Source organism: Sphingopyxis sp. BE235, assembly GCF_031457175.1.
Lineage (GTDB): Bacteria > Pseudomonadota > Alphaproteobacteria > Sphingomonadales > Sphingomonadaceae > Sphingopyxis.
Genome location: NZ_JAVDWC010000002.1, coordinates 831,961 through 854,782, shown reverse-complemented (window position 1 = coordinate 854,782; position 22,822 = coordinate 831,961). Strand labels below are relative to the sequence as shown.

The 22,822-nt window shown below is 64.7% G+C and carries 23 protein-coding genes and 2 tRNA genes; 6 read left to right on the top strand and 19 right to left on the bottom strand.

Annotated features, from left to right (window positions below; all coding sequences use genetic code 11):
- Nucleotides 1–186: 186 nt before the first annotated feature.
- From J2X38_RS11310 to J2X38_RS11300, 3 genes are all read right to left on the bottom strand, one after another.
- Entirely contained in the window at nt 187–1,398 is a 1,212-nt protein-coding gene (locus J2X38_RS11310) for a CmpA/NrtA family ABC transporter substrate-binding protein (RefSeq protein ID WP_310254085.1), read from the bottom strand.
- Entirely contained in the window at nt 1,395–1,976 is a 582-nt protein-coding gene (locus tag J2X38_RS11305) for an ANTAR domain-containing protein (RefSeq protein ID WP_310254083.1), read from the bottom strand. Before J2X38_RS11305 ends, J2X38_RS11310 begins: the two co-directional genes overlap by 4 nt.
- Before the next feature lie 192 nt (nt 1,977–2,168).
- Nucleotides 2,169–2,259 (bottom strand) — tRNA-Ser (locus J2X38_RS11300).
- 75 nt (nt 2,260–2,334) lie between these two features.
- Between J2X38_RS11300 and J2X38_RS11295 the strand changes: the two genes are divergently transcribed.
- The gene (locus J2X38_RS11295; protein ID WP_310254081.1) at nt 2,335–3,357 is read left to right on the top strand and encodes a peptidylprolyl isomerase; all 1,023 of its coding nucleotides are present in this window, start codon (nt 2,335–2,337) and stop codon (nt 3,355–3,357) included.
- Between the two features lie 4 nt (nt 3,358–3,361).
- Nucleotides 3,362–3,676, top strand: a complete 315-nt coding sequence (locus J2X38_RS11290; RefSeq protein ID WP_310254079.1) for a DUF1905 domain-containing protein — start codon at nt 3,362–3,364, stop codon at nt 3,674–3,676.
- Here J2X38_RS11290 and J2X38_RS11285 read toward each other — a convergent pair.
- Nucleotides 3,666–3,794, bottom strand: a complete 129-nt coding sequence (locus J2X38_RS11285; protein ID WP_269433257.1) for a hypothetical protein — start codon at nt 3,792–3,794, stop codon at nt 3,666–3,668. The genes J2X38_RS11290 and J2X38_RS11285 overlap by 11 nt on opposite strands.
- Nucleotides 3,795–3,912: 118 nt before the next feature.
- Between J2X38_RS11285 and J2X38_RS11280 the strand changes: the two genes are divergently transcribed.
- Nucleotides 3,913–3,987 (top strand) — tRNA-Thr (locus tag J2X38_RS11280).
- Between the two features lie 189 nt (nt 3,988–4,176).
- Here the strand turns inward: J2X38_RS11280 and J2X38_RS11275 are convergent.
- Nucleotides 4,177–5,055, bottom strand: a complete 879-nt coding sequence (locus J2X38_RS11275; protein ID WP_310254078.1) for an FkbM family methyltransferase — start codon at nt 5,053–5,055, stop codon at nt 4,177–4,179.
- 122 nt (nt 5,056–5,177) lie between these two features.
- Nucleotides 5,178–6,056, bottom strand: a complete 879-nt coding sequence (locus tag J2X38_RS11270; RefSeq protein ID WP_058538588.1) for a LysR substrate-binding domain-containing protein — start codon at nt 6,054–6,056, stop codon at nt 5,178–5,180.
- Nucleotides 6,057–6,199: 143 nt separating this feature from the next.
- Here J2X38_RS11270 and J2X38_RS11265 point away from each other — a divergent pair, with 143 nt between their 5' ends.
- Complete coding sequence (locus J2X38_RS11265; RefSeq protein ID WP_310254075.1) at nt 6,200–8,521, top strand: CDC48 family AAA ATPase; 2,322 nt, start codon at nt 6,200–6,202, stop codon at nt 8,519–8,521.
- Here the strand turns inward: J2X38_RS11265 and J2X38_RS11260 are convergent.
- Nucleotides 8,518–9,834: an MFS transporter gene (locus J2X38_RS11260; RefSeq protein ID WP_310254073.1), complete on the bottom strand. Its 1,317-nt coding sequence runs from the start codon at nt 9,832–9,834 to the stop codon at nt 8,518–8,520. The genes J2X38_RS11265 and J2X38_RS11260 overlap by 4 nt on opposite strands.
- Nucleotides 9,835–9,981: 147 nt before the next feature.
- Here J2X38_RS11260 and J2X38_RS11255 point away from each other — a divergent pair, with 147 nt between their 5' ends.
- On the top strand, nt 9,982–10,620 hold the full coding sequence (locus J2X38_RS11255) for a class I SAM-dependent methyltransferase (protein ID WP_137888726.1): 639 nt from the start codon (nt 9,982–9,984) through the stop codon (nt 10,618–10,620).
- Here the strand turns inward: J2X38_RS11255 and J2X38_RS11250 are convergent.
- Nucleotides 10,617–11,807, bottom strand: coding sequence for a cardiolipin synthase B (locus J2X38_RS11250; protein ID WP_310254071.1), 1,191 nt, complete (start codon nt 11,805–11,807; stop codon nt 10,617–10,619). The genes J2X38_RS11255 and J2X38_RS11250 overlap by 4 nt on opposite strands.
- Nucleotides 11,808–11,946: 139 nt before the next feature.
- On the opposite strand from J2X38_RS11250, the gene rpoZ reads away from it, so the two are divergent.
- Complete coding sequence (rpoZ, locus tag J2X38_RS11245) at nt 11,947–12,291, top strand: DNA-directed RNA polymerase subunit omega (RefSeq protein ID WP_037515032.1); 345 nt, start codon at nt 11,947–11,949, stop codon at nt 12,289–12,291.
- A 55-nt stretch (nt 12,292–12,346) separates the two neighbouring features.
- Here the strand turns inward: rpoZ and J2X38_RS11240 are convergent, their stop codons facing one another.
- From J2X38_RS11240 to J2X38_RS11190, 11 genes are all read right to left on the bottom strand, one after another.
- Nucleotides 12,347–12,952 (bottom strand): DUF3800 domain-containing protein, encoded by a 606-nt coding sequence (locus J2X38_RS11240; protein ID WP_310254067.1) that lies wholly within the window; start codon nt 12,950–12,952, stop codon nt 12,347–12,349.
- 8 nt (nt 12,953–12,960) lie between these two features.
- Complete coding sequence (locus tag J2X38_RS11235) at nt 12,961–13,446, bottom strand: hypothetical protein (RefSeq protein WP_310254065.1); 486 nt, start codon at nt 13,444–13,446, stop codon at nt 12,961–12,963.
- A 39-nt stretch (nt 13,447–13,485) separates the two neighbouring features.
- Entirely contained in the window at nt 13,486–13,872 is a 387-nt protein-coding gene (locus J2X38_RS11230; RefSeq protein ID WP_310254062.1) for a hypothetical protein, read from the bottom strand.
- Nucleotides 13,873–13,920: 48 nt separating this feature from the next.
- Nucleotides 13,921–15,867, bottom strand: a complete 1,947-nt coding sequence (ftsH, locus tag J2X38_RS11225; protein WP_310254060.1) for an ATP-dependent zinc metalloprotease FtsH — start codon at nt 15,865–15,867, stop codon at nt 13,921–13,923.
- 81 nt (nt 15,868–15,948) lie between these two features.
- Complete coding sequence (gene tilS / locus J2X38_RS11220) at nt 15,949–16,953, bottom strand: tRNA lysidine(34) synthetase TilS (protein WP_310254058.1); 1,005 nt, start codon at nt 16,951–16,953, stop codon at nt 15,949–15,951.
- On the bottom strand, nt 16,907–17,854 hold the full coding sequence (locus J2X38_RS11215; protein ID WP_058538300.1) for a tetratricopeptide repeat protein: 948 nt from the start codon (nt 17,852–17,854) through the stop codon (nt 16,907–16,909). Before J2X38_RS11215 ends, tilS begins: the two co-directional genes overlap by 47 nt.
- A 114-nt stretch (nt 17,855–17,968) precedes the next feature.
- A complete protein-coding gene (locus J2X38_RS11210; RefSeq protein WP_058538301.1) occupies nt 17,969–18,823 on the bottom strand; it encodes a helix-turn-helix domain-containing protein in 855 nt (284 codons plus the stop codon).
- A gap of 144 nt (nt 18,824–18,967) precedes the next feature.
- Complete coding sequence (hslU, locus tag J2X38_RS11205) at nt 18,968–20,269, bottom strand: ATP-dependent protease ATPase subunit HslU (RefSeq protein WP_310254055.1); 1,302 nt, start codon at nt 20,267–20,269, stop codon at nt 18,968–18,970.
- Nucleotides 20,270–20,273: 4 nt separating this feature from the next.
- Complete coding sequence (gene hslV / locus J2X38_RS11200; RefSeq protein WP_310254054.1) at nt 20,274–20,840, bottom strand: ATP-dependent protease subunit HslV; 567 nt, start codon at nt 20,838–20,840, stop codon at nt 20,274–20,276.
- Between the two features lie 56 nt (nt 20,841–20,896).
- On the bottom strand, nt 20,897–21,964 hold the full coding sequence (locus J2X38_RS11195) for a mannose-1-phosphate guanylyltransferase/mannose-6-phosphate isomerase (RefSeq protein ID WP_310254052.1): 1,068 nt from the start codon (nt 21,962–21,964) through the stop codon (nt 20,897–20,899).
- A 25-nt stretch (nt 21,965–21,989) separates the two neighbouring features.
- Nucleotides 21,990–22,796: a class I mannose-6-phosphate isomerase gene (locus J2X38_RS11190; RefSeq protein WP_310254049.1), complete on the bottom strand. Its 807-nt coding sequence runs from the start codon at nt 22,794–22,796 to the stop codon at nt 21,990–21,992.
- Nucleotides 22,797–22,822: the final 26 nt, after the last annotated feature.

Below are 22,822 nucleotides of genomic sequence, written 5' to 3'. Positions count from 1 at the left end.
CATTGCCTGTTGGAGTGCAGGGAAAAGGCTCCCTGCCTGCCGCGCGGACCGGCCCCGTCGTTGGAGCCGTAGCCGCTTTATCCTGCCCCGGCAGCGTTGCCGAGTGCGTTTAAACTGCCTGATTCGCAGATGGCACGCAACTTGTTATTTCGCAGGTGCAGCATAAATTCGAATGCAGGAATAAACCTAGCTAAAATCAGATAGGTAGCCTTGAATATCGTCGGGATCGAAGGCGCGCCCGTCGAAAAAGCGGTCGCTGCCGAGCACAAGGCGGCCCTGTGTCGACCCGGCGCCAAGGGGCTCGCCGATCCCGCCTTCAAGCTTTGAACTGGCGCCGGGAAGAGGCGCGCCCGATCCCGCCAGTGCGGCGCGATAAACGTCCGGGCGGAACACTGCGGCGGCTGTCGCGGCATCGGCGGGCGAATAGTCGGCCCGGTCCCACCGAAGCATCTGCGAATAAAGCCATGCGGCCTGGCTGCGCCACGGGAAATTAGCGGCTTCGCGATACTGGAACATGAAGTCGGGATAGTGGATCGGCTCGCCGCCGGGGACGAGGCGGATGCGGTCGGTGATCGCGCGCAGCACCGCGTCGCGCGAGGCGCCCAGATATTCGGCCCGCGCCAATATGTCGGCGCTTTCTTCGGCGGTGCCGGGTGCGACGAAATGGGCGGCGGCGGCGTGGAGCGCGCGCAGCAGCGCCTCGACGGCATCGCGCCGCTCGTCGATGACGGCTTCGCGCATCGCGAGGACTTTTTCGACGCCGCGCCGCCAGATTTGCGCGGTGGCGAGCGCGATATGTCCGACGCCGCGCTCGACCGCGATCGAGTTCCACGGCTCGCCGACGCATATGCCGTCGACCTCGCCCGCGGCGAGTGCATCGGCGGCGAAGGGCGGGCTGGTCACAACGATCTCAACGTCGGCGTCGGGGCGGATGCCCACCCCGGCGAGCCAGTAGCGCAGCATGTAATTATGGCTGGAGTAGCGGTGCACCACGCCAAAGCGTAGCGGTTTGCCCGCCACCTTCCGCGCGGCGGCGACGCGTTCGAGCGCTACGCCGATCGCCGCGGGGTCGCCGAGTGTATCGCCGAGCCCGACATCTTTCGCGAGCCGGGTCGAAAAGGTCACGGCATTGCCGTTGAGACCGAGCACGAAGGGCACCGCCATCGGCACCGCCGGCCGGTCGCGGCCGAGCGCGGTCGCGATCGCGAGCGGCGCGATCATGTGCGCAGCGTCGGTGTGGCCATAGAGCAGCCGGTCGCGCACCGTCGCCCATGTCATGTCGCGGACCAGTTCGATGCTGATCCCTTCGCGCGCCGCAAAGCCCAGCTCATGCGCGAGGATCGGCAGTGCGGCATCGACCAGCGGCAGGAATCCGATGCGGAATGTTTCGGCGCTCATTCCATATCTCCCAGGAGCGCGTCGCTCGTGACGATCGCCTCGGCGATCTCGGCGATCCGGCGGTTGGTGCGCATCGCCTGGCCGCGCAGCAGCGCGTAGGCGGCGGGCTCGTCGATGGTGCGGCGTTTCATCAGTATGGCCTTGGCGCGATCAATCACCGTGCGTTCGGCCAGGGCATTTTTGGCTTCGTCGAGCTCGCGCTGGAGCCGCGAAAAGGCTTGAAAACGGCGCACCGCGAGATCGATGACGGGTTTGATCCGCTGCTTCGACAGGCCGTCGACGACATAGGCCGACACCCCCGCGTCGATCGCGGCGCCGGTCGCCTCGGTATCGCTCTGGTCGACAAACATCGCGATCGGCCGGGCGAGCGCGCGCGACATGGCAAAGAAATCCTCGAGCAGATCGCGGCTGGGATTTTCCAGATTGACCAATAAGACTTCGGGTTTCGCCGCTTCGATTTGCGCGACCAGCGCGCCCGCCGGATCGATCAGCACCAGATCGTCGAGCCCCGCCTCGCGCAAACCATCGGAGATGATCGCCGCGCGCGTCGTGCTGGTGTCGATGATCGCGATCCGCATGGCCGCGCCTTTACGGCGTGGCGTTCGAAACCGCTAGGGGGATCGTGTTTCGAGCATCCAAGCTAACATATTGTGCCCGGATTTTGACATTTTCGACCACAAATGGATCAACGGCTGCTTGGCCCTGTTGACCACGCGAAAAGCGGAGGCTCCACCGAGGATCGTGCCGATTTGACCGGAATATTGTTGGGGTGGCGGAGCGGGAGGGATTCGAACCCTCGATACGCTTTTGACGTATACTCACTTTCCAGGCGAGCGCCTTCGACCACTCGGCCACCGCTCCGCATGCTCTGGAACGGGCGCCCTAATCGCTTGGCGGGGCTTTCGCAAGCCGATTGGGCGTGGCAGACATCGGCCCATGAAACATCTGTTCCTGACGGCCGTTGCTGCCGCGTCGCTCATCCCTCCCGCATACGCCGCGGAGCCGGCGTCGATCCCATCACCGGGGGAGATCGCCGCCGCCGCGCCGGCGAGCGACTGGGTCGCCATTGCACCGTCGGACCTGCTGGTGATGGACCTCGCGCCCGATGCGAAGGGCAAGCCGCGCCGCGTCGTCATCCAGCTGATGCCAGCGCCGTTCAGTCAGGGATGGATCGGCAATATCCGCAAGCTCGCCGCCGCGCACTGGTGGGACGGAACGAGCGTCAACCGCGTGCAGGACAATTATGTCGCGCAATGGGGCGATGCGACCGAGAAGAAGGCGTTGCCCACCGGCCTGACCGCGGTGTCGGAAAGCCGTTATGTTGCCTCCGACCCGGCAAGCGGACAGGCGGCCGTCGATGGCAAGCCAGCGATCCGGCTATCGAAAGACGAGGCTAATCGGCGGGCGAAACAATTCGAACAGGCAGGGAAGGGCGATATTTTCGGCGGTGCGTCGATGGCGGACGCTTACGCGCCGGGCGTCATGTTCGAATCCGGATGGCCGATCGGATATTCCAGCGCTCAGGTGCCGGACAGTCGTTGGCCTCTCCATTGCTATGGTGCGGTCGGTGTCGGCCGTAACCTGTCGCCCGATACCGGATCTGGCGCGGAGCTTTACGCCGTAATCGGCCATGCACCACGCCATCTCGACCGCAATATCGCCGTCGTCGGGCGCGTCATCAGCGGGATCGAGCATCTGTCGAGCTTACCGCGTGGAACGGGCGCGCTCGGCTTTTACGAGGATGCGGCCGAACGCGTCGCGATCACGTCGCTTCGCGTTGCGACCGAACTGCCCGCCGCAGATCAGCCCCGCTTCGAATATCTGTCCACCGAAAGCGACAGCTTTGCGCGCTATGCCGATGCGCGGCAGAACCGGCGCGATCCCTTCTTCATCACGCCGGCGGGCGGCGCCGATATCTGCAATATCCCGGTGCCGGTACGCCCGGTCGCCGCGAAGTAATTCCTTGGAGGATTTCACCGTCACAACGCCGCTCTGGCGCTGGCAATCGGCGACCGCGCCCGCCGCGTGGTTCTTCGTCACGATCGCCGGTGAGGCGGCCGATGGGATTCGCATGGCGGCGATGACCGGGCAGTGGCTCGACGGGCGAAAGGGATTCGGATCTGCGCGTGTCGAGGCGAATATCGGCGGCACGCGTTGGAAGACGTCGGTCTTTCCGCACAAGGAAAGTGGCGGCTGGTTGCTGCCGGTCAAGGCGATGGTGCGAAAGGCCGAGGGGATCGCCGAGGGCGACGACGTGACGGTGACCGTCAGTCTTTAGGCGGTGTTTCGGCCTTGCTATCGCGCGCCTGCGCCTTGCGCTTGCGCAGATTGGCGCGCAGCGCCTCGGCGAGGCGGCGTTCGCGTTCGATATCGGAGGGGGAGGGCGTCTTGCTCACGCTATGAGCCATGCCCGCGAAATCGCCATATCGTCAAGCCTCGCACCTTGACAGGCGCAAGGCGCCCCGTCATAGGCCGCGCCTGCCCAGCGAACATCCGTTTGCCGGCATCCCGGTTGCTGCTGTAGCTCAGTGGTAGAGCGCGTCATTGGTAATGACGAGGTCGACAGTTCAATCCTGTCCAGCAGCACCATTTTCCTGAAGAATCGGAAGCTCGCACGGCAGCCGCGCATTGAAAACGCCGCGCAAGGTCGTCGCGATTTTACCGCGCAAACCTGCTGCATATCCGCAGTCGGCGAAGGCGGATAATCCTGTCGCGCGTTCCAGAATCGGGCATCCCGGGTACGCGGAACAGGCGGGCCAGCCGATCGGATTAAAGTTTTCAGGCCGGACGGGGAATTGCGATGATCTCGTCGAAATCGATCGCGCCGGCGCTCGCGGATCGATCGAAGGGATTGTGGACATCGTAGCCGCAGCGATCGAAGAGCGCGATAATCGCTTCGGGTGACGATCCGTTCCTTGCGAGCAACGGGCGGCTGAATTCGGAAAGGACCACAGGCCGATAATCGCGCAAAGTCTGTTGCGCGCCCTCGAAGACCATGCCTTCCGCGCCTTCGACGTCCACCTTTATGACGGCAGGCCGCAGCCCATTCTCGGCAACGAGGCTGTCGAGGGGCCTGGCCTGAACCGTTTCGGTCTGCACGGCCTGGCCAACTACCGACGGGTGCACGATTCCTCCCATGGACGAATATTCTTCGCGGCCCGGAACGATGTCCAGCGTTGCCAAACTCGCCTCGTTCGACACCAGGCCGTTGTACAATATGACCTTCGTCTCGACATCGTTGATCGTGACATTTTGCGAGAGGCGCGAAAATGCGGCCGTTGTGGGCTCTGCGGCGAGGACGCGCCCCGTCGTCAGCCGCTTCGCCGCCAGAACCGAAAAAAAGCCGACGTTCGCGCCAACATCGACAACATCACGATCGGGCATCAGATGGGACAGGAAAAGCTGCACCAATTGGGGTTCGTAAAAGCCCTGGGAAAGAAGACGCCGAAGGATATGCGAGCGCGGCCCCAGTATGAATTCGCCGTCAAACTCTTCGACTCTCAGCCGGACATCCGATGCGACGAGACCCTCGACGCGATCGAGAACGGCTTTGGCGGGCGCCTGCCGATATCCCATCCACCTGTTCCGCCCATATAACGGGAGCGAAAAGACCGAACGGATGAACCGCGAACGACGTGCGAAATTCACCAGATCCATTTTGCAGCCTTCCCGAGCTTGATGAAGCTTAGAGGGTCGCAGCCTTGTCGCGCACTTATGTGGCGAGTGCAATTCCCGTCGTCGACGGGTCCGTCGTGCCTGTCCGCATCGTATTCATGATGCTATATCTTCGCGGCGAGCAACCAGTCGTGGAACAGCTTGACCGCCGGCTGGCGCAGCGCGCGGGGGCGGCACACGAACCAATAGCTGTACGGGCTATCGACGTCGAAATCGAACAGGCGGACGAGGCGCGGGTCGTGCGCATCGTCGAAATGATGGCCGTGCATGAAGGCGACGCCGATGCCCTGCGCCGCAGCTTCGAGCATCAGCGGTCCCGAATCGAAATAATCGATCCCTGCCGGCTCCAGATAGGGCATGCCGATCGCCTTTTTCCACTCGGCGAAGGTCTCCGGCATCTCGCGATGGAGCAGGACGGTCATCCGTTGCATCTGTTCGGGCACGGCGATCGCGCGATCGCCGTCGGTCAATGTCCGCGAGGCAATCGGGAACACCTTGTCCTGGTCGAGCCGCGCGGCATAGAGCACGGGGTCGATCGAGCGTGCGAGCGCGATCGCGGCGTCGATGCCGTCGCCCAGCCGGGCTTCGGCATGCGACATGGTGTCGATGTCGATATGCAGTTCGGGGTGCTGGCGCCGAAGCTCGGGAAGCCGGGGGAACAGGCGTTGCTGCGCGAAAAGCGGCAGGACGTTGAGGTGCAGGCGCAGCGAGGCGTCGGGGCTGCCGACCTGTTCGATCACGTTACGCAATTCGTCGAGAATCGGCGACAATTGTTCGTGCAGCGCCCGGCCCGCTTCGGTCAGGCTGAGTCCGTGGTGGTGGCGGTTGAACAGCGGCCGGCCGACGGTATGCTCCAATGTCTGGATGCGGCGCGACAAAGCGGGCATCGACAGGCCGAGTTCGATTGCGGCCGCCTTGACCGTGCCGTGGCGGGCGACCTCGAGAAAGGCCTCCATGCTGCTGATGGGGGGAAGGCGTGGCATATCGGGTGCCGATGATGACATGACCTTGCCGGACATGCCAGAATTTTGTGCAGTGCGTCATAAATGGCTGTGGTGCCGGGGGTCGCAAATCGGGAACGACCATCCTATCTTCGGCATTCTGACTATTTTGCGGGAGACACGCCTTGGCCGACGCAGCGGTAAAAGAAAAACAGGTCAAACTGCAGGTGGCGAATGCACGCGCCGAAGAAAGCGGGGGAGGAATCGCCCGTATTCCGCGCTCCGCGATGGCCGAACTTGGCGTCACCGAAGGCGATATCGTCCAGATCAGCGGCAAACGCGAGACAGCCTCGCGCGTCGTGCTTCCCTATGCCGAGGATGAAGGGCTGGAAGTCATCCGGCTCGACGGCCTGCTGCGCGCCAATGCGGGCGCGGGCGCGGGCGATATGGTTGTGCTGAGCCGCGTGGAACCGCGCCCCGCGACGCGCGTCATATTCGCTCCGGCGCAGGAGAATCTTCGCCTGCAGGGCTCGGCCAATGCCTTGAAGCGCAGCTTCTTCGGCCGGCCGGTGGTCGCAGGCGATACGGTTGCGACCGCAGGGCAGCAGCGGCTGGAGTCGGGCGACATGCCGCCGCAGCTTCGCCAGATGCTCAACGCACCCGCCTATGCGCTCGCCGAAGTACGCCTGCTCGTCGTATCGGCGACCCCCAAGGGAATCGTCTTCATTGACGAGAATACCGAAATCGAACTGCTTCCCGAATATCAGGAGCCGCACGACGCGCGCCGCACCGACGTCACTTACGACGATCTCGGCGGGCTTGGCGATACGATCGACCAGCTTCGCGAAATGGTCGAACTGCCGCTGCGTTACCCCGAACTGTTCCAGCGCCTCGGCGTCGATCCGCCGCGCGGGGTGCTGCTGCATGGACCGCCGGGAACAGGCAAGACGCGGCTGGCGCGCGCGGTCGCCAACGAAAGCGACGCGCAATTTTTCTTGATCAACGGCCCCGAGATCATGGGCAGCGCCTATGGCGAGTCCGAAAAACGGCTGCGCGACGTGTTCGAGCAGGCGGCAAAGTCGGCGCCGTCGATCCTGTTCATCGACGAGATCGATTCGATCGCACCGAAGCGCGGGCAGGTGCAGGGCGAAGCCGAGAAGCGCCTCGTCGCGCAATTGCTGACGTTGATGGACGGGCTGGAGCCGCGAACGAACCTTGTCGTCATCGCGGCGACCAATCGCCCCGACGCGATCGACGAGGCGCTGCGGCGTCCGGGCCGTTTCGACCGCGAGATCGTGATCGGCGTTCCCGATGAAAGCGGCCGGCGCGAGATCCTAGGCATCCATACGCGCGGCATGCCGCTCGCCGAGAATGTCGACCTTGCCGAACTTGCGCGCACGACCTTCGGCTTCGTCGGCGCCGACATGGCGGCGCTGACGCGCGAAGCCGCGATCGAGGCGGTGCGGCGGATCATGCCCAAGCTCAACCTTGAGGAGGGCACGATCCCCCCCGAGGTGCTCGCGGAATTGCGCGTCACGCGCGAGGACTTCAACAACGCGCTGAAACGCGTCCAGCCGTCGGCGATGCGCGAAGTGATGGTGCAGGCGCCGAAGACGCGGTGGAGCGACATCGGCGGGCTCGACGCCGCGCGCGACAAGCTGATCGAGGGGATCGAACTGCCGCTGAAGAACCCTGCGGCCTTTCGTCGGCTCGGCATTCGTCCGGCGAAGGGCTTTCTGCTTTATGGGCCCCCCGGAACCGGCAAGACCCTGTTGGCGAAGGCGGCGGCACGCGAATCCGATGCGAACTTCATCTCGATCAAATCGTCGGATTTGCTTTCGAAATGGTATGGCGAGAGCGAGCAGCAGATCGCGCGTCTGTTCGCCCGCGCACGCGCGGTTGCGCCGACGATCATCTTCATCGACGAACTCGACAGCCTGGTGCCCGCGCGCGGCAGCGGCGCGTCGGGCGAACCACAGGTGACCGAACGCGTCGTCAACACGATCCTCGCCGAAATGGACGGGATCGAGGAGATGCAGTCGGTGGTCGTCATCGGCGCCACCAACCGTCCGAATCTGATCGACCCGGCGTTGCTTCGTCCGGGCCGGCTCGATGAACTGATTTACGTCGCGGTGCCCGACAAGGAAGGGCGCCGGCGTATCCTTGAAATCCAGACGAGCAAGATGCCGCTCGCGAAGGATGTCGACCTCGCGGTGCTCGCCGAAAAGTCGGATCGCTTCACCGGTGCAGACCTCGAAGATCTGACGCGGCGTGCGGGGCTTGCCGCGCTCAAGCGCTCACTCGACAGCGACACGGTCACGATGGAGGATTTCGAAGCGGCGCTGAAGGACACCCGGGCGTCGGTGACCGAGGCGATGGAAAAGGATTATGAAAAGATCCAGGGCGAGATCAAGCAGGCCGCGATGAGCGTCGATCCGATCGGCTTCTTCGCGCCCGGCATGCTTAAGCCCGTGCGCGAGCGCAAGCACGACGATACGGCCGACTAAAGCTGTTGTCCCTTGGGCTGGTTCGGTTTCAGCGCCGACCAGCCCCACAGGACCAGCCAGCCGCAAAAACTCGCCATCAGACCGTAAGCGGCCATCGGGTGCCAGTTATAGAGAAGCACGCCGACCGCGGGCGATACGATATAGGCCGACCCGTTGATCGACGCGGTCATCCCCGCAACGCTGCCCTGATCGCGGCGCGGCACCGATAGCGATGCGCCGGCGGTAAAGCCGGGGCGGAAGAGGCCGAAGCCCAGCGAGGCGAGGGCGAAGCCGATGATGATGCCGTGGAAGTCATAAGACAGGCCGGTCATCACCGTCCCGAGCCCGCCGAGACTGGCGCCGCAAAGCACCGCGGTACGCGGCGACATCTTGAGCAGCGGGATCAACCCCCATTGCGACAGCAGCGTTGCGAAGGCTCCCGCCATCAATACGATCCCCGTCATCGCGGCGCCCTCGTCGGGACGCAGGCGCAAGTGCAGGCGGTCGAGGATCAGGAAGCCGATCACGCCGAGCACCATCGCTTGCGCTTGCCCGCCGAACAGGCCGGCGAGCAACCACGGCCGCACGCGCGTATCGGTCCAGCGAAGGGGAGGGGTGTCGACGGCCTGATCGATGATCTGGTCCTCAGTTTCTTCGGCGGCGGTCTGCGGTGAGCCACCCGTGGTGGGATAGGAAACGATCGCGCCGCGCGCGGCATAGCGGGGCATGTCGTCGGGCAGGCGCCAGCGCAGCATGACGAGCACGCCGAGGCCGATCAGCGCAAAGACGAGCAAGGGCCCGGCGAGGCCAACGATCGGCAGGATGAAGAAGGGAGCGATCGCCGGGCCGATGACGGTGCCGAGCCCGAAGGACGAGGAAACGAGCGAAAGCGCCTGCGTCCGCTGCTCGGGATCGGTGCGCGCGGCGACATAAGCCTGCACCGCGGGGGGCGACGCCGAGCCGAAGCCGCCGTAGAGGCTGCGAAACACCGCGAAGACGATGAAGGTGACCCCCGCGGCGAGATAGCCCTGAAGTCCGGCCCAGAGGGTCAGCCCGCACAAGGCCATCGACGACAGGAAGCCGATGACGCCGAGCGCCATCAATGCCTTGCGGCCGCGCTTGTCCGACTGGCGCGCCCAATGCGGCGCGGTGAGCACCCAGAGCAGCGCCGACCAGCTGAACGCCAGGCTGACCCAGACGTCGGGGATGCGCAATTTGGCGCCAATTGCGGGCAGGATCGATTGCATCGCCGTGTTACCCGCGGCGGCGACCAGCATCACTGCAAAAAGCACCGCCATACGGTCGGAGGGGATGGAATGCGATGTCGTCGCCATGTTCGCCCCCTCCTTGGCTTTGGTCGGTAACGCCGCCTCTCCCTACACGCGGGCGCCCCGCTGTCCAGAGTCAAGACAGACTCTTTCCTTGCGCCAACGCGCCGATTTTGCCACGCCTTTGGCAACCGCAACAACGCGAAAGCCAACATGACCAATCCGCGGGCGCAGGCCCAAGAAACAAAAGCCCCGCTGACCCGCCGGGTTCGCGAGGGGGTAAAACGCTTTTTCGGACCGTGGGGCATGTTCGTCCGCGGCTTCATCAAGCATCCGGTCATGGTGGGATCGATCGTGCCGTCGTCGCCGACGCTGATCCGCCACATGCTGAAGCCCGTCGACTGGAAGAACACGAAGCTCTTCGTCGAATATGGCCCGGGCGTCGGCACCTTTTGCCGCCCCATACTCGAACATATGGCCGGCGATGCGACGCTGATCGCGATCGACACCAACGAGGATTTCATCGACTATCTGCGTAAGGACATCCGCGACAGCCGCTTCATCGCGGTCCACGGCTCGGCCTCTGATGTCGAAGAGATCGTACGCGCGCATGGTTTCGAGCACGCCGACTATGTCCTTTCGGGCTTGCCTTTTTCGACGCTTCCCGCCGGCGTCGGCCCGGCGATTGCCGCCGCGACGCACCGCGTGCTTCGCCCCGGCGGCGCGTTCCTTGTCTATCAGTTCCGCGCCCGCGCGCGCGATTTCCTGGCCGTCCACTTCAATCGTATCGACAATGCGTTCGAATGGGTCAATGTTCCGCCCTGCTTCCTGTTCTGGGGCTGGAAGGACTAAACTTCCGGGTCGGGATCGCCGAGCCCGAAGTTCAATTTTCGCGACACCGTATAATCGACGATGCCGACCACGAACCAGGCGAGCGTCCAGCGGATGCGCGTCAGCCAACCGGCGCGTGCCTTGTGCGAATTCGGTGTGATGACTTCGCAATCGGACCGCATTTCCGCGACGAAACCGCGCATCTGTCGGGCAAAGCCCGCGTCGGCGATCCGCACCATTACCTCGACATTCACGAACAGGCTGCGCACGTCGAAATTGGCCGAGCCGATATAGACGACATCATCGATGATGATCAGCTTCATGTGCAGTTTGCACGGCTGATATTCACACACATCGGCGGATTTGCGCAGTAAATAGCCGTAGAGCAGGCGCGATGCGCCGATCGTTGCTGCATTGTCCGATTTGCCTGCCATCACGAAGCGCGCCCGCCCACGCTGCGCGACGCGTCCGAGGCGGCGGAGCATGCCCTGGCCCGGGGAAAAATAGGCCATCGCCATGTCGAGTTGGCGCGCGTTTTCGAGGTCAGCGCGCACCGCGCGGGCCCAGGGCGACAGCCGCTGGGTGGGGCCGCCGACCAGCCAGGATATCGCGCCATTGTCGATCGGCCATTCGCGGATCAGTCGCCGCAACATCAGCAGTTTGCCGTCGTTGTTGACGGTGTAATCATGGATTTCGTCGAACCATAGCGCCGCGCGTGCGATACTCGGTCCCTTGACGATCATCCCGATGTCGAACCAGCAATCGCTGCGCGGGGGGCTCAGATAATCGTCGGCGATGTTGAAGCCGCCGGTTACCGCCACATGATCGTCGATCAGGACCAGTTTCTGGTGGTTGCGGATCAAATAGGTCGAGCGCCAGCGGCGCGAGAAAAAGGTAACGCTGCCGCCGGCTTCGCGAAGCGGCGCGAACAGGCCGTCGGGCGTGTCGCCCGACCCGAAGCTGTCGATAACCGCGCGCACGCGCACGCCGCGTCTGGCGGCAACCAGCAAGGCGTCGACGATGCGCACGCCCGCGGCGTCGCCCTCGAAAATATACATGATGATGTCGATGCTGTGCGCCGCGCCGTTGATCAGGTCGAGCAGCCGGGTCAGCCGCTCGCCGCCGTCGAAGATCAGCTCGAGCCGGTGACCAGCCACGTCCGCCGTCAGTCGTTCGGACAAGTCGACGGGTGCGCAGGCTTCGGTCATCAACCGCTCATAGGCCGGTGTCTGCAAAGCCCGCAAGGGCAGCGCTTTGATTGACATCGCCCGGCGGTGCTGCTAGCGCGCAGCGCTTGCCGCCATGCCCCTCCAAAGGGCTGGCCTCTCCTATACCTAAGGAAACAATATGGCCCGCGTTACCGTCGAGGATTGCGTCGACAAAGTTCCCAACCGTTTCGACCTGGTCCTGCTCTCCGCGCATCGCGCGCGCGAGATTTCGGGCGGTTCGGAGCTGACCGTCGATCGCGACCGCGATAAGAACCCGGTCGTCGCGCTGCGCGAGATCGCCGAACAGACCGTGCGTCCGAAGGATCTGAAGGAAACGCTCGTCGGTTCGATGCAGAAGGTCGTCGTCGACGATGACGATACGCCCGATGAAATCAGCTCGATCAGCCGCTCGGCCGAAGCGCTTCGCCTGACCGCCGCTGCGCCGCCGCGCAGCCCCGCGGGTGGTGGCAGCGACTTCGAATAAGCGCTGTATAATCCGATCACCAAGGGGGCCGCAGGAAACTGCGGCCCTTTTTGTGTCAGTCGACCTCGGTCAACTCGGCAATGCGGATGGCCTTTGACGCCAGCATGGGTTCGATGATCCGCTGGATGCGATGCGCGCGCGGCGAACCGACCGTGATATTGAACAGGCTGTTCGCGATCACGTCGGCGATCTGGACCCCGTCGCTGCGTTTGCTGTCGGCGAGCGACGCACGGCCCCATTGGCCGAGCCCCGCCTGTATCTCCTCGCGCACATGCGATAGAATCTTCGGATCATAGCGCCCGTCGTCGATCACCACGTCGGTGCAGACGCCGCCGGTTTCGGGCAGCCAGTGGCCAACCGCGCTGTTGAGCAAGGCGCCATAGAGCGCGAGGTCGCTGGGCAGCGTGCCGCCCGGGTTTTGCGCGAGCTTGTCGCGCTCGGCGACGGCTACCCATGCGCGGCCGCCGGCGCGATCGAAAAGCTCGAGCAGATAGGCACGCTCGACGATGCTGATCCGGCTGCCTTTCAGCTCGCCGCGCAGCCCGGTCACGCTGCGAAAGCGTGCGTGGATGTCGGCCGCGGCCTTGGGGGTCAGCATCACCGCCGAAAAGGTCATCGCCCCGGCGTTGAGGCCGCCCGATTCATCGCAATAAATGGTCATTCAGCGGGTCACCGAACCCGGCCGAAAAAGGCGACCGAGCGGCTTTGCCCCGGGGCGATCGCGTCGGGCCATAGCCAGCGGACATGCGTCACATCGGCGGCCGTCGCGGGGCGGGGTGCCGCGCCGCCGACGGGCACCGTCAGCGCCGCGAGTGCGCCGAACGTCTTGCCGCCGTCTGTCGAAACGCCGAAACCCGCCGTATCGGCGGTGTCGTCGAACATCAGGCCGTCGGGGATCGGATTGACCAGATTGAGCCCTGCCGCGGGGGCGGCGCCGTTGTTCGTGAAGGTGAGCGCGACGCGGACGCGGTCGCCCGGGACGACCACATCGGGCGCAACATAGGTTTTTTTCGGCGGTTGGCCGTCCGACGATGCGGTCGATTTTTCGAGTTCGATCTTGCTTGTCAGCGAACCGGTTCCCTGCGCCCCCGCCGACTGAACACCCGCCGTGAAAAGGGCCGCCAGGGCCAGGGCATTCCACGCTTTGCCGATCATCGCCGTCTCCTTTGTGGTCCCGGTCGCACCTTTGACGCATCAGGCGGGGCAGGGATAGCGTTTCTTCATCAGCGCATCGAATGCCGAATAGACGCTGACCGACTTGCGCGCGGCGACGGGATAGCTGCGGAGGTGGGAAAGCCATTGATCGGGGGTCAGGCTCCCCGATTCAGGGGGGCAACTTGTCGTCTTGCGACCGGCGCGGCGTTCGGCATCGATCCGCGCCTTATAGCGTTTGCCCGCGGCGACCACTTCGCCCTTGAGCTGGTTGCCTTGCGGGGTCGCGAGCGCGAGCGGGCCGAGGCGTTCGAGCGACGTCGCGCGCGCGAGGAACGCCGCGACGCTCATGTCGCCCGGCGCCATCGCGCAGAGGAAGGGAGCGGCGAGAAGGGGAGGCAAGATGCGCGCATATTTCCAATTGGTCATATGCCGCAGCTTGCCCCCAGCCAATGAATAGTCCCTGAATCGAAGAGCCTAGGCGCCCTGCGGGTTGGCGTCGCCGAAGGGGCGCCGCGGCTTGCGCTTGATCTGCGGGATGCCGCCGGCATGGCCCGACACCGGAGTGCCGCGCTTGCCCGCTTCGTCTTCGCGGCCAATGTCTTCGCCCTTGATTGCGCGCTTCGATTCCTCGCCCGACAGCGTCTCATATTCGAGCAGCGCACCGGCGAGCAGGTGAAGCTCGTCGATATTGTCGGTCAGCACCTTGCGCGCGACCTTTTCGCCTTCCTCGACGAGGCGGCGGACTTCGGCGTCGATCAGCTTGGCGGTTTCCTCCGACATATTCTGCGCGCGCGACACGCTGTGGCCGAGGAACACCTCGTCCTGATTGTCGCGATAGCGCAGCCAGCCGAGCTTTTCGGACATGCCATATTCCATGACCATCGAGCGCGCCATGTCGGTCGCCTGCTGGATGTCGTTCGACGCGCCCGTGTTCAGCTCATCCTTGCCGTAGATCAGCTGTTCGGCGATGCGGCCGCCGAAGCAGAGCGCGAGGCGCGCCTTCATCTGCTTCATATTGGTCGAATAGCGGTCGCGTTCGGGCAGGTTCCACGTCACGCCCAGCGCGCGGCCGCGCGGGATGATCGTCACCTTGTGGAGCGGGTCGCAGCCATCGACGTGCAGCGAGACGAGCGCGTGGCCAGCCTCGTGGTACGCGGTCGACTTCTTCTCGTCCTCGGTCATCACCATCGAGCGGCGTTCGGCGCCCATCATGACCTTGTCCTTCGCCTCTTCGAACTCGTCGTTCGCGATCAGGCGCTTGCCCTTGCGCGCGGCAAGCAGCGCGGCTTCGTTGCAAAGATTGGCCAGATCGGCGCCCGAGAAGCCCGGCGTTCCGCGCGCGACGCGGCGGAGGTCGACGTCGGGTGCGAGCGGCTTCTTGCGCGTGTGGACTTCGAGGATCTTCTGGCGGCCCTCGATGTCGGGGCGCGGCACAACGACCTGGCGGTCGAAGCGGCCCGGACGCAGCAGCGCGGGATCGAGCACGTCGGGGCGGTTCGTCGCCGCGACGATGATGATGCCTTCGTTGGCTTCGAAACCGTCCATTTCGACGAGCAGCTGGTTCAGCGTCTGCTCGCGCTCGTCGTTGCCGTTGCCGAGGCCGGCGCCGCGATGGCGGCCGACCGCGTCGATTTCGTCGATGAAGACGATGCACGGCGCATTGCGCTTCGCCTGTTCGAACATGTCACGGACGCGGCTGGCGCCGACACCGACGAACATTTCGACGAAGTCCGAACCCGAAATGGTGAAGAAGGGAACGCCCGCTTCACCCGCGATCGCGCGGGCGAGCAAAGTCTTGCCGGTGCCGGGCGAGCCGACGAGCAACGCGCCCTTCGGAATCTGGCCGCCGAGTTTCGAGAATTTGGTCGGATCGCGCAGGAACTCGACGATTTCTTCGAGCTCTTCCCGTGCTTCATCGATGCCCGCGACGTCGTCGAAGGTCACCTTACCCTGCTTTTCGGTCAGCATCTTGGCGCGCGATTTGCCGAAGCCCATCGCGCCCGAGCCGTTGTTCTTCTGGACCTGGCGGAAGACGAAAAAGGCGATGCCGAGGATGAGGAGGAAGGGCAGCGACTGGACGAGCATATACATCCAGAAATTCGGTGCTTCGGTCGCCTTGCCGTCATATTTGACGCCATTGTCGTTGAGCATCTTGAGCAGTTCGGGATCGCGCACGACGTTGGCGCTGAACCGGTCGCCGTTCGACAGCGTGCCCGTCACCTTGTCTTCGGACAGCACGACATCCTTGACGGCGCCTTCCTCGACCTTTTGCCGGAACTCGGAATAGGCAAGCGGATTGCCGACAGGCTGCGAAGCGCCGCCGAACATCGAGGCGACGAGGAGCATCGCAAGCAGAATGCCGCTCCAGATCATCACACTCTTCATCCAGGGGTTGCCCTGCGGTTCCTTGTCGTCCTGCATTCGGATTCGTTCCTCAACGGCGCGGTACTGCGCTCCTATCCGCACAAGATAGGATAATCGGGTTAAATGACAATGAGGCAATCAGCCCTTTTTCGCTGCTTTCCGGCGCGGCGCCGCGGAAATACGCCAGATCGTCCCTTCGAGGCCGCGCACCGCATCGATCAGCAGTGCGCCGACCATCGCTCGTCGCCCCTCGTGCATCGCGGCGATCACCCCGTCGAGCGAGGCGCCGCGCAGCACGAGTTGCGGCGCGTTGGCGCGCAGCCGCTGCGCGACGATGCGGCGAAACATCTCGGGCGGATAGCCATCGTCGCGGATCACCGCGATGTCCGACGCATCGGGCCAGGATGCGATCAGCCGCTCGACCGCCCAGTCGAGCGCCTCGTCGGCTTCGGCAAGCCATGCCGCCGATTTGGCGGCGGCGGTGGGGTCGAGCGCGGTCTGCGATTGAAGGGCATGGCGCAGCCGCGCCCGGTCGAAGCGATCGTCGCTGTTCGACGGATCGTCGACAAAGGGCAGGTCGTTTTCGAGCGCCAGATGGACGAGTTCGCTGCGCCGCCAGTGCAGCAGCGGGCGCAGGATGGCTCCGTTGCGCGCGCGGATCGCGGCGAGCCCGCCGACGCCGCTGCTGCGATTGAGCCGCATGACGATCGTTTCCAGCTGATCGTCGGCATGGTGCGCCGTCACGATATGCTTGAGTTCCTTGGCTTCGCGCCATTGTTCGAGCAGGCGGTAGCGTTCGGTGCGCGCTGCGGCTTGCTGCGATCCCTTGATCGGCGTTGGCGGGCGCAGCGTCGAATGCGGGATATGCTCGCGCTTGCAAAAGCCCGCGACCATGCGCGCCTCATCGTCCGAGCCCTTGCGCAGGCCATGGTCGACCGTCGCCGCCCAGACCTGTCCGGGCAGCAAGGACGCCATCAGCCAGAGCAGCGCCATGCTGTCGGGCCCGCCCGAAACGGCGATGCCATAATGGAGGCGGTGCCAGTCGGACCCGACGAGCGCGGCGAGATCGCCGGCCAGCCGGTCCGCGGCGTCGCGGTCAGCAACCTGCTTTTGTTTTTGCGGCGGCAGCATCGGTCCGGACATCCTGCGGCGCCTTGTCGCCATAGACTTCGTCGAGTTCGCGGAACGCCTTGCAGGCGTCGGCCTTGCGGCCGAGCTTGTCGAGCGCGACGCCCATATACATCAGGCTGTGCGGCGCGCGCGCGCCGCTCGGGCGATCTTTGTAATTGTTGTAAAAAGCGACCGCGGCGAGGCTCGGCTTGCCTTCGTCGAGATAGGAGCGGCCGAGCAAATTCTGCGCAAAGCTCGCCTGGCTGCTCTTCGGCCATTTGGTGACGACCGTCTTCAGCTGCGCCTGCGCTTCTGGATAGAGCTTCGCTTCCCACAGGCGATAGCCATAGTCGTACGCGTCCTTGGTTTCGTTGCCGCTTGCGGGAACCTCGACCTTCTTGACGAGCGCGAGCCGCGCGGCGTCGGTAGTCGCGGGCTTCGCCGCCGGCTTGTCGGCGGGTTTCTTCACCGGGGTTGCCGCGACCGTGGTCGTCGCTGCCGGCGGCTTCACCGTCGGGGCGAGGCCGGCGGGCGTCGCGGTCGGCGCCGACACCGCCGCCGGATCGGCGAAGCGCTTGTCCATTTCGGCCTTGTACGCGGTGAACTGCTTTTCGAGTTCGCGGAGATGGAAGGCATTTTGTTCGGTCTGGCCGGTCAATGCCTGCAGCTGCGATTCGAGGGCATCGACGCGCGCGGTCAGGTCGATCACCGGGGCGTTGGTGCGCGCGCGCTCGCCGGGGGTGTTGTCGGGAGCAATCTCGCCCTCAAAGAAGGTAGGGCTGCCGCCGGGGAAAACCGACCGCTGCACCGCGCGCATTTCCTTTTCGAGCCGTTCGACCCGCTTGACGACGCCATTGTCCTGCGCCGCCACAGGCATCGCCGCGACGAGCGCAATTGTTGCCGCTCCCAGGAAAGTGATCTGACGCATCATCATCTGCCGTTAGGTCCCCACTAATTAACCATTTCGTTGCTCATAACGCGGCAAAGCACGGCAGCGCAAACCCATTTCGGTGCACTGCCGCTCGAGCCGGCCCGAATGATCGGCGGTTCAGCCCTTGGGGCGTGGTCCCGCCGCCGGAGCCGCGGCGCCATTGCCTTCGGCGCGCGCTACCAGATCCGCGGGCTTCAGCGAGACATTCTTGACCAGCGTATCGGCGGGGCCGATCGGGCCGATGTCGCGGCCACCGACGGTGACCTTGAGCGCCTGCGGGATGCTCGTGCGCAGCGTGAACTGTTCGATATATTCGGGCGGGACCTGATAGGTTTCGCCGGCGTCGAGCGTGCGCCAATTCTCGGTCTTGCCCTTTGCGTCGTCGAAGCCGATCCAGACTTCCGAAACGCCCGTCAGCACGACCGGTGCATTCGCGGCGACGGCGGACTGCCCGGTTGCGGCCTTGGTCGCCGGGGTTGTCGCAGCATCGCTCTGCGGTGCTTCCGACGCATCGGCGGCGCGATTCTGCGCGGCGATCAGTGCTTCGTCGGGCTCGACCGACAGGAAACGCCATACGCCGTACGCCGACGCCAGCAGCAGCGTGACGATGACCAGCGTCCAGGTCAGCCGCGCGGTGGGCAGGCGTGCCGGATCGGTCGGCTCATAGGCTTCGTACAGCGGACGCGAGCCATAGGCGTCTTCTTCGAGCTCGTGGCGAATTGCGGCGCCGATCTCGGCTTCGGGAAGGTCGACGGCGCGGGCATAGGCGCGTGCGAAGCCAGTGACATAAGTACGGCCCGGAAGTTCCGAGAAATCGGACTTTTCTATCGCCGCCAAGTGACGCTGGGTGATGCGCGTCCGCGTTGCGACATCGGCGAGCGAAAGCCCTGCCGCTTCGCGCGCGAGGCGCAGCCGATCGCCCGTGCGCGTAATCGCCAGTTCGCCTTGGGTGGCGACCTCTTCTTCTGCCATTGCTGTCTCCGGTGCCGACCGTTCGCAACCCATGTCGATCGTGCCGCGCAGTCATCGCATTGACCGCGCGGCAAAGTCAAATGAAGTTCGGCAATCGACCGGCTGAAAAGAAAGCCGATCTAGTTCCGTCCGAAAAACAGCACGTCAGAGCACGTATTTGCTGAGGTCGGTGTCGCCGACGATCTCCGCAAGCTGGCGTTCGACATAGGCGGCGTCGATCTCGAGCGTCGTGCCGCCGACGTCCTCGGCGGTAAAGCTGATTTCCTCGACCAGCCGCTCCATGATCGTCTGCAGGCGGCGCGCGCCGATATTCTCGACCTTCTCGTTGACCTCGGCCGCGAGCTTCGCAACGCGCGCGATCGCATCGTCCGTGAAGTTCAGCGTCACGCCCTCGGTGCCGAGCAGCGCGACATATTGTTCGGGCAGGCCGGCTTTCGTCTCGCTGAGGATGCGCACGAAATCCTCCTCGGTCAGCGCGCCGAGTTCGACGCGGATCGGCAGGCGCCCCTGGAGTTCGGGCAGCAGGTCGCTCGGCTTGGCCACATGAAAAGCGCCCGAGGCGATGAAGAGGATATGGTCGGTCTTCATCGGACCATATTTGGTCGCGACGGTCGTGCCCTCGATCAGCGGCAGCAGGTCGCGCTGGACGCCCTCGCGGCTTACCGAACCGCCGCGCACGTCGCTGACGGCGATCTTGTCGATTTCGTCGAGGAAGACGATACCGTTCGCCTCGGCATCGGCGAGCGCGATCCGCGCGACATCGTCCTGGTCGAGACGCTTGTCCTGTTCCTCTTCGATAAGGCGCGTCGCGGCCTCGATCACCTTCAGCTTGCGGCGCTTCTTGGGCAGGCCGCCCATCGCCTTGCCGAGCATGTCCGACAGGTTGATCATGCTCATCTGTCCCGGCTGTCCGGGCAGTTCGAACGGCATGCCGGGGGCATCGGAGACCTCGATCTCGACCTCGCTCTCGTCGAGATGCCCTTCGCGGATGCGCTGGCGGAAACTCTGGCGCGTCGCCTCGCTGGCGCCCTTGCCGGTGAGGGCGTCGAGCAATCGCTCCATTGCCGCCTCTTCGGCGGCGGCGCGCACCGCCTCGCGGCGGCGATCCTTCTCCAGCCGCACCGCTTCCTCGACAAGGTCGCGCGCGATCTGTTCGACGTCGCGGCCGACATAACCGACCTCGGTGAATTTGGTCGCCTCGACCTTGATGAACGGCGCGTCGGCGAGCTTCGCCAGCCGGCGCGAAATCTCGGTCTTGCCGCAGCCCGTCGGGCCGATCATCAGGATATTCTTGGGGCTCACCTCGTCGCGGAGGTCGGCCGAAAGCTGCTGGCGACGCCAGCGGTTACGCAGCGCCACCGCGACCGCGCGCTTGGCGGCATCCTGGCCGATAATGTGCGTATCGAGCGCAGCAACGATCGCCTTGGGAGTCAGATCCTTGTTCATGTGATTATGCCTGAATTTCGATGATTTCTTGGGTGAACTGGTCGTTGGTGTAGACGCAGATGTCGGCGGCGACCTCCATCGCCTTGCGGACGAGCACCGCGGGATCCTTTTCATAATCGACGAGCGCGCGCGCCGCCGAGAGCGCGAAATTGCCGCCCGATCCGATCGCCGCGATTCCGCCCTGGGGTTCGAGCACGTCGCCGTTGCCGGTGATGACCAGCGTGACCTCCTTGTCGGCGACGATCATCATCGCCTCGAGGTTGCGGAGGTATTTGTCGGTGCGCCAGTCCTTGGCGAGTTCGACCGCGGCGCGAAGGAGCTGGCCGTTATGGCGTTCGAGCTTGGCTTCGAGCCGCTCGAACAGCGTGAAGGCGTCGGCGGTCGCGCCGGCAAAGCCGCCAATGACGCTGCCGTCGTGGAGGCGGCGGACTTTGCGGGCGTTGGGTTTCATTACCGTCTGGCCCATCGACACCTGACCGTCGCCGATGATGACGACCTTGTCGGCGCTGCGGGCGGAAAGGATGGTGGTTCCGTGCCAGGGCGCGGCACTTTGCGCATGGGGATTGCTCATGCGCCGAGATATGGGAGATAGCGGGCGGGGCCGCAAGGGGAGGGCGGCCGCCCCTTTTAGCGCGAGGGGTTGGCCGCCAGATATTCGACGATCGCCTTGACCTCCTGCGCGCGGTCGCGCGGAATGATCAGGATATCGTCGCCGTGCGTGACGACAATGATGTCGGAAACGCCGACGACGGCCACGCGCTTTCCTTCGCACGCGCGAAGATAATTATCCGCGGCGTCGATCGCGATGACGTCGCCGATGCGAACATTGCCGCGTTCATCTTTTTCGCCCAGTTCGTGCAGCGCCGCCCAGCCACCGACGTCGGACCAGCCGGGATCGACCGGGGCGACGACCACCTGTTCGGCGCCCTCCATCACCGCATAATCGATCGAATCCGAAGGGCTGGAAAGAAAGGCATCGGATGCGGGATGGACGCGCGCGCCGTCCTGCCGCGCCTTCGTCATCGCTGCCGAGCAGGACGCCGCGATCATGGGCTGCTGTCTTTCTAGTTCGGCCAGGAAGCGGTCGGCACGCATCAGAAAAATACCGGCATTCCAATAGTGGCCGCCCTCGGCAAGCATTGCCTCTGCCTTGTCGCGCGGCGGCTTTTCGACAAAGCGCCGGACCGCATAGATACCCGGTGTCGCGGCGAGCGGGGTGCCCGCGGCGATGTAGCCATAACCGGTTTCGGGATGCGACGGCGCAATGCCGAAGGTCGCGAGCGCGCCGGCCTCTACGGCCGGCATCGCGGCCTCGATGGCGCTCAGGAACGCGGGTACGTCGGTCATGACATGATCGGCGGGCATCACGAGGATCGTCGCCTCGGGATCTTCGGCAAGCGCCGCGCACGCGGCAAGTGCGATCGCGGGGGCGGTGTTGCGCGCGGCAGGCTCGACGACGATGCGTGCGTCGGTGACACCCGCCGCCAGCAGATCTGCCTCGACATGCGCGACGTGCGCCGGGCCGCAGACGATCATCGGCGCGGCGAAGCGGCGCCGGTCGACCGCGCGGTCGAGCGTTTGCAGGAACATGCTGCCCTTGCCCGTCAGCGGCTGGAACTGTTTCGGCGCGCTATTGGTCGAAACGGGCCAGAGCCGCGTGCCCGAACCCCCCGATAATATGACTGGGATGATCATCTGTTGTCTCGATTTTCAGGGGGTGTCAGGCAGGCCAGCACAACAGCGCGCGTGCCCCCGGGGCAAGCGCAATGCGGTCGGCGCGGTCGGTCGCGACGCATTCGCCGAGTTTCACCTCTTCGCCCGATATGCTGCATCCCTGCGACAGAGGAGTGAAGGTGAAGTCGGCGTCATGCTGCGGCAACAGCCCCGCGGCGTCGGGCCCCGACAGGTGGAGCAGGCGAAAATGCGGCCCGTCGACGAGCAGGCGGTTGTCGTTCGCAGCGACACGCCCGTCGCGCGGATCGGGACGCGGCGCCGTTTCCGATACCGCGAGCCCCGCTTCGAGGTGCAGTTCGCGCGGGCGGCCATAATCATAGAGACGATAGGTGCAATCGACATTCTGTTGCACTTCGACGACGGTCAGCCCGGCGCCGATCGCATGAATCGTGCCCGCTTGGTTATAAACGAAATCGTCGGCCCGTGCGCGGCGCCAATCGATCATGTCTACGATCGTGCCGTCGAGCGCTGCGCCATGAAGGGCTTCGCGCGTGGTTTCCGCGATCAGCCCGACCCCGAGCTCGGCGTCCGGTTTCGCGTCGAGCACCAGCCAGCACTCCTCCTTGCCGCGCGGATAGCCCGCCGCTTCCGCGGCCTCGTCGTCGGGGTGAACCTGGATCGACAGACGTTCGGACGTGAAGAGGAATTTGACCATGATCTGCGCGTCATCGCCATCGGGATGCGCAAACCATATTTCGCCGATACGGCGATCACCGAAGTCACCGAAATCGCTGGGAATATCTGTGCGCCCCCAGGGTTTTTCCACGACAAGTGTTTGAAGACGTGTGAACATGCGCGGTTCATGTCGCCCCGCGGTTC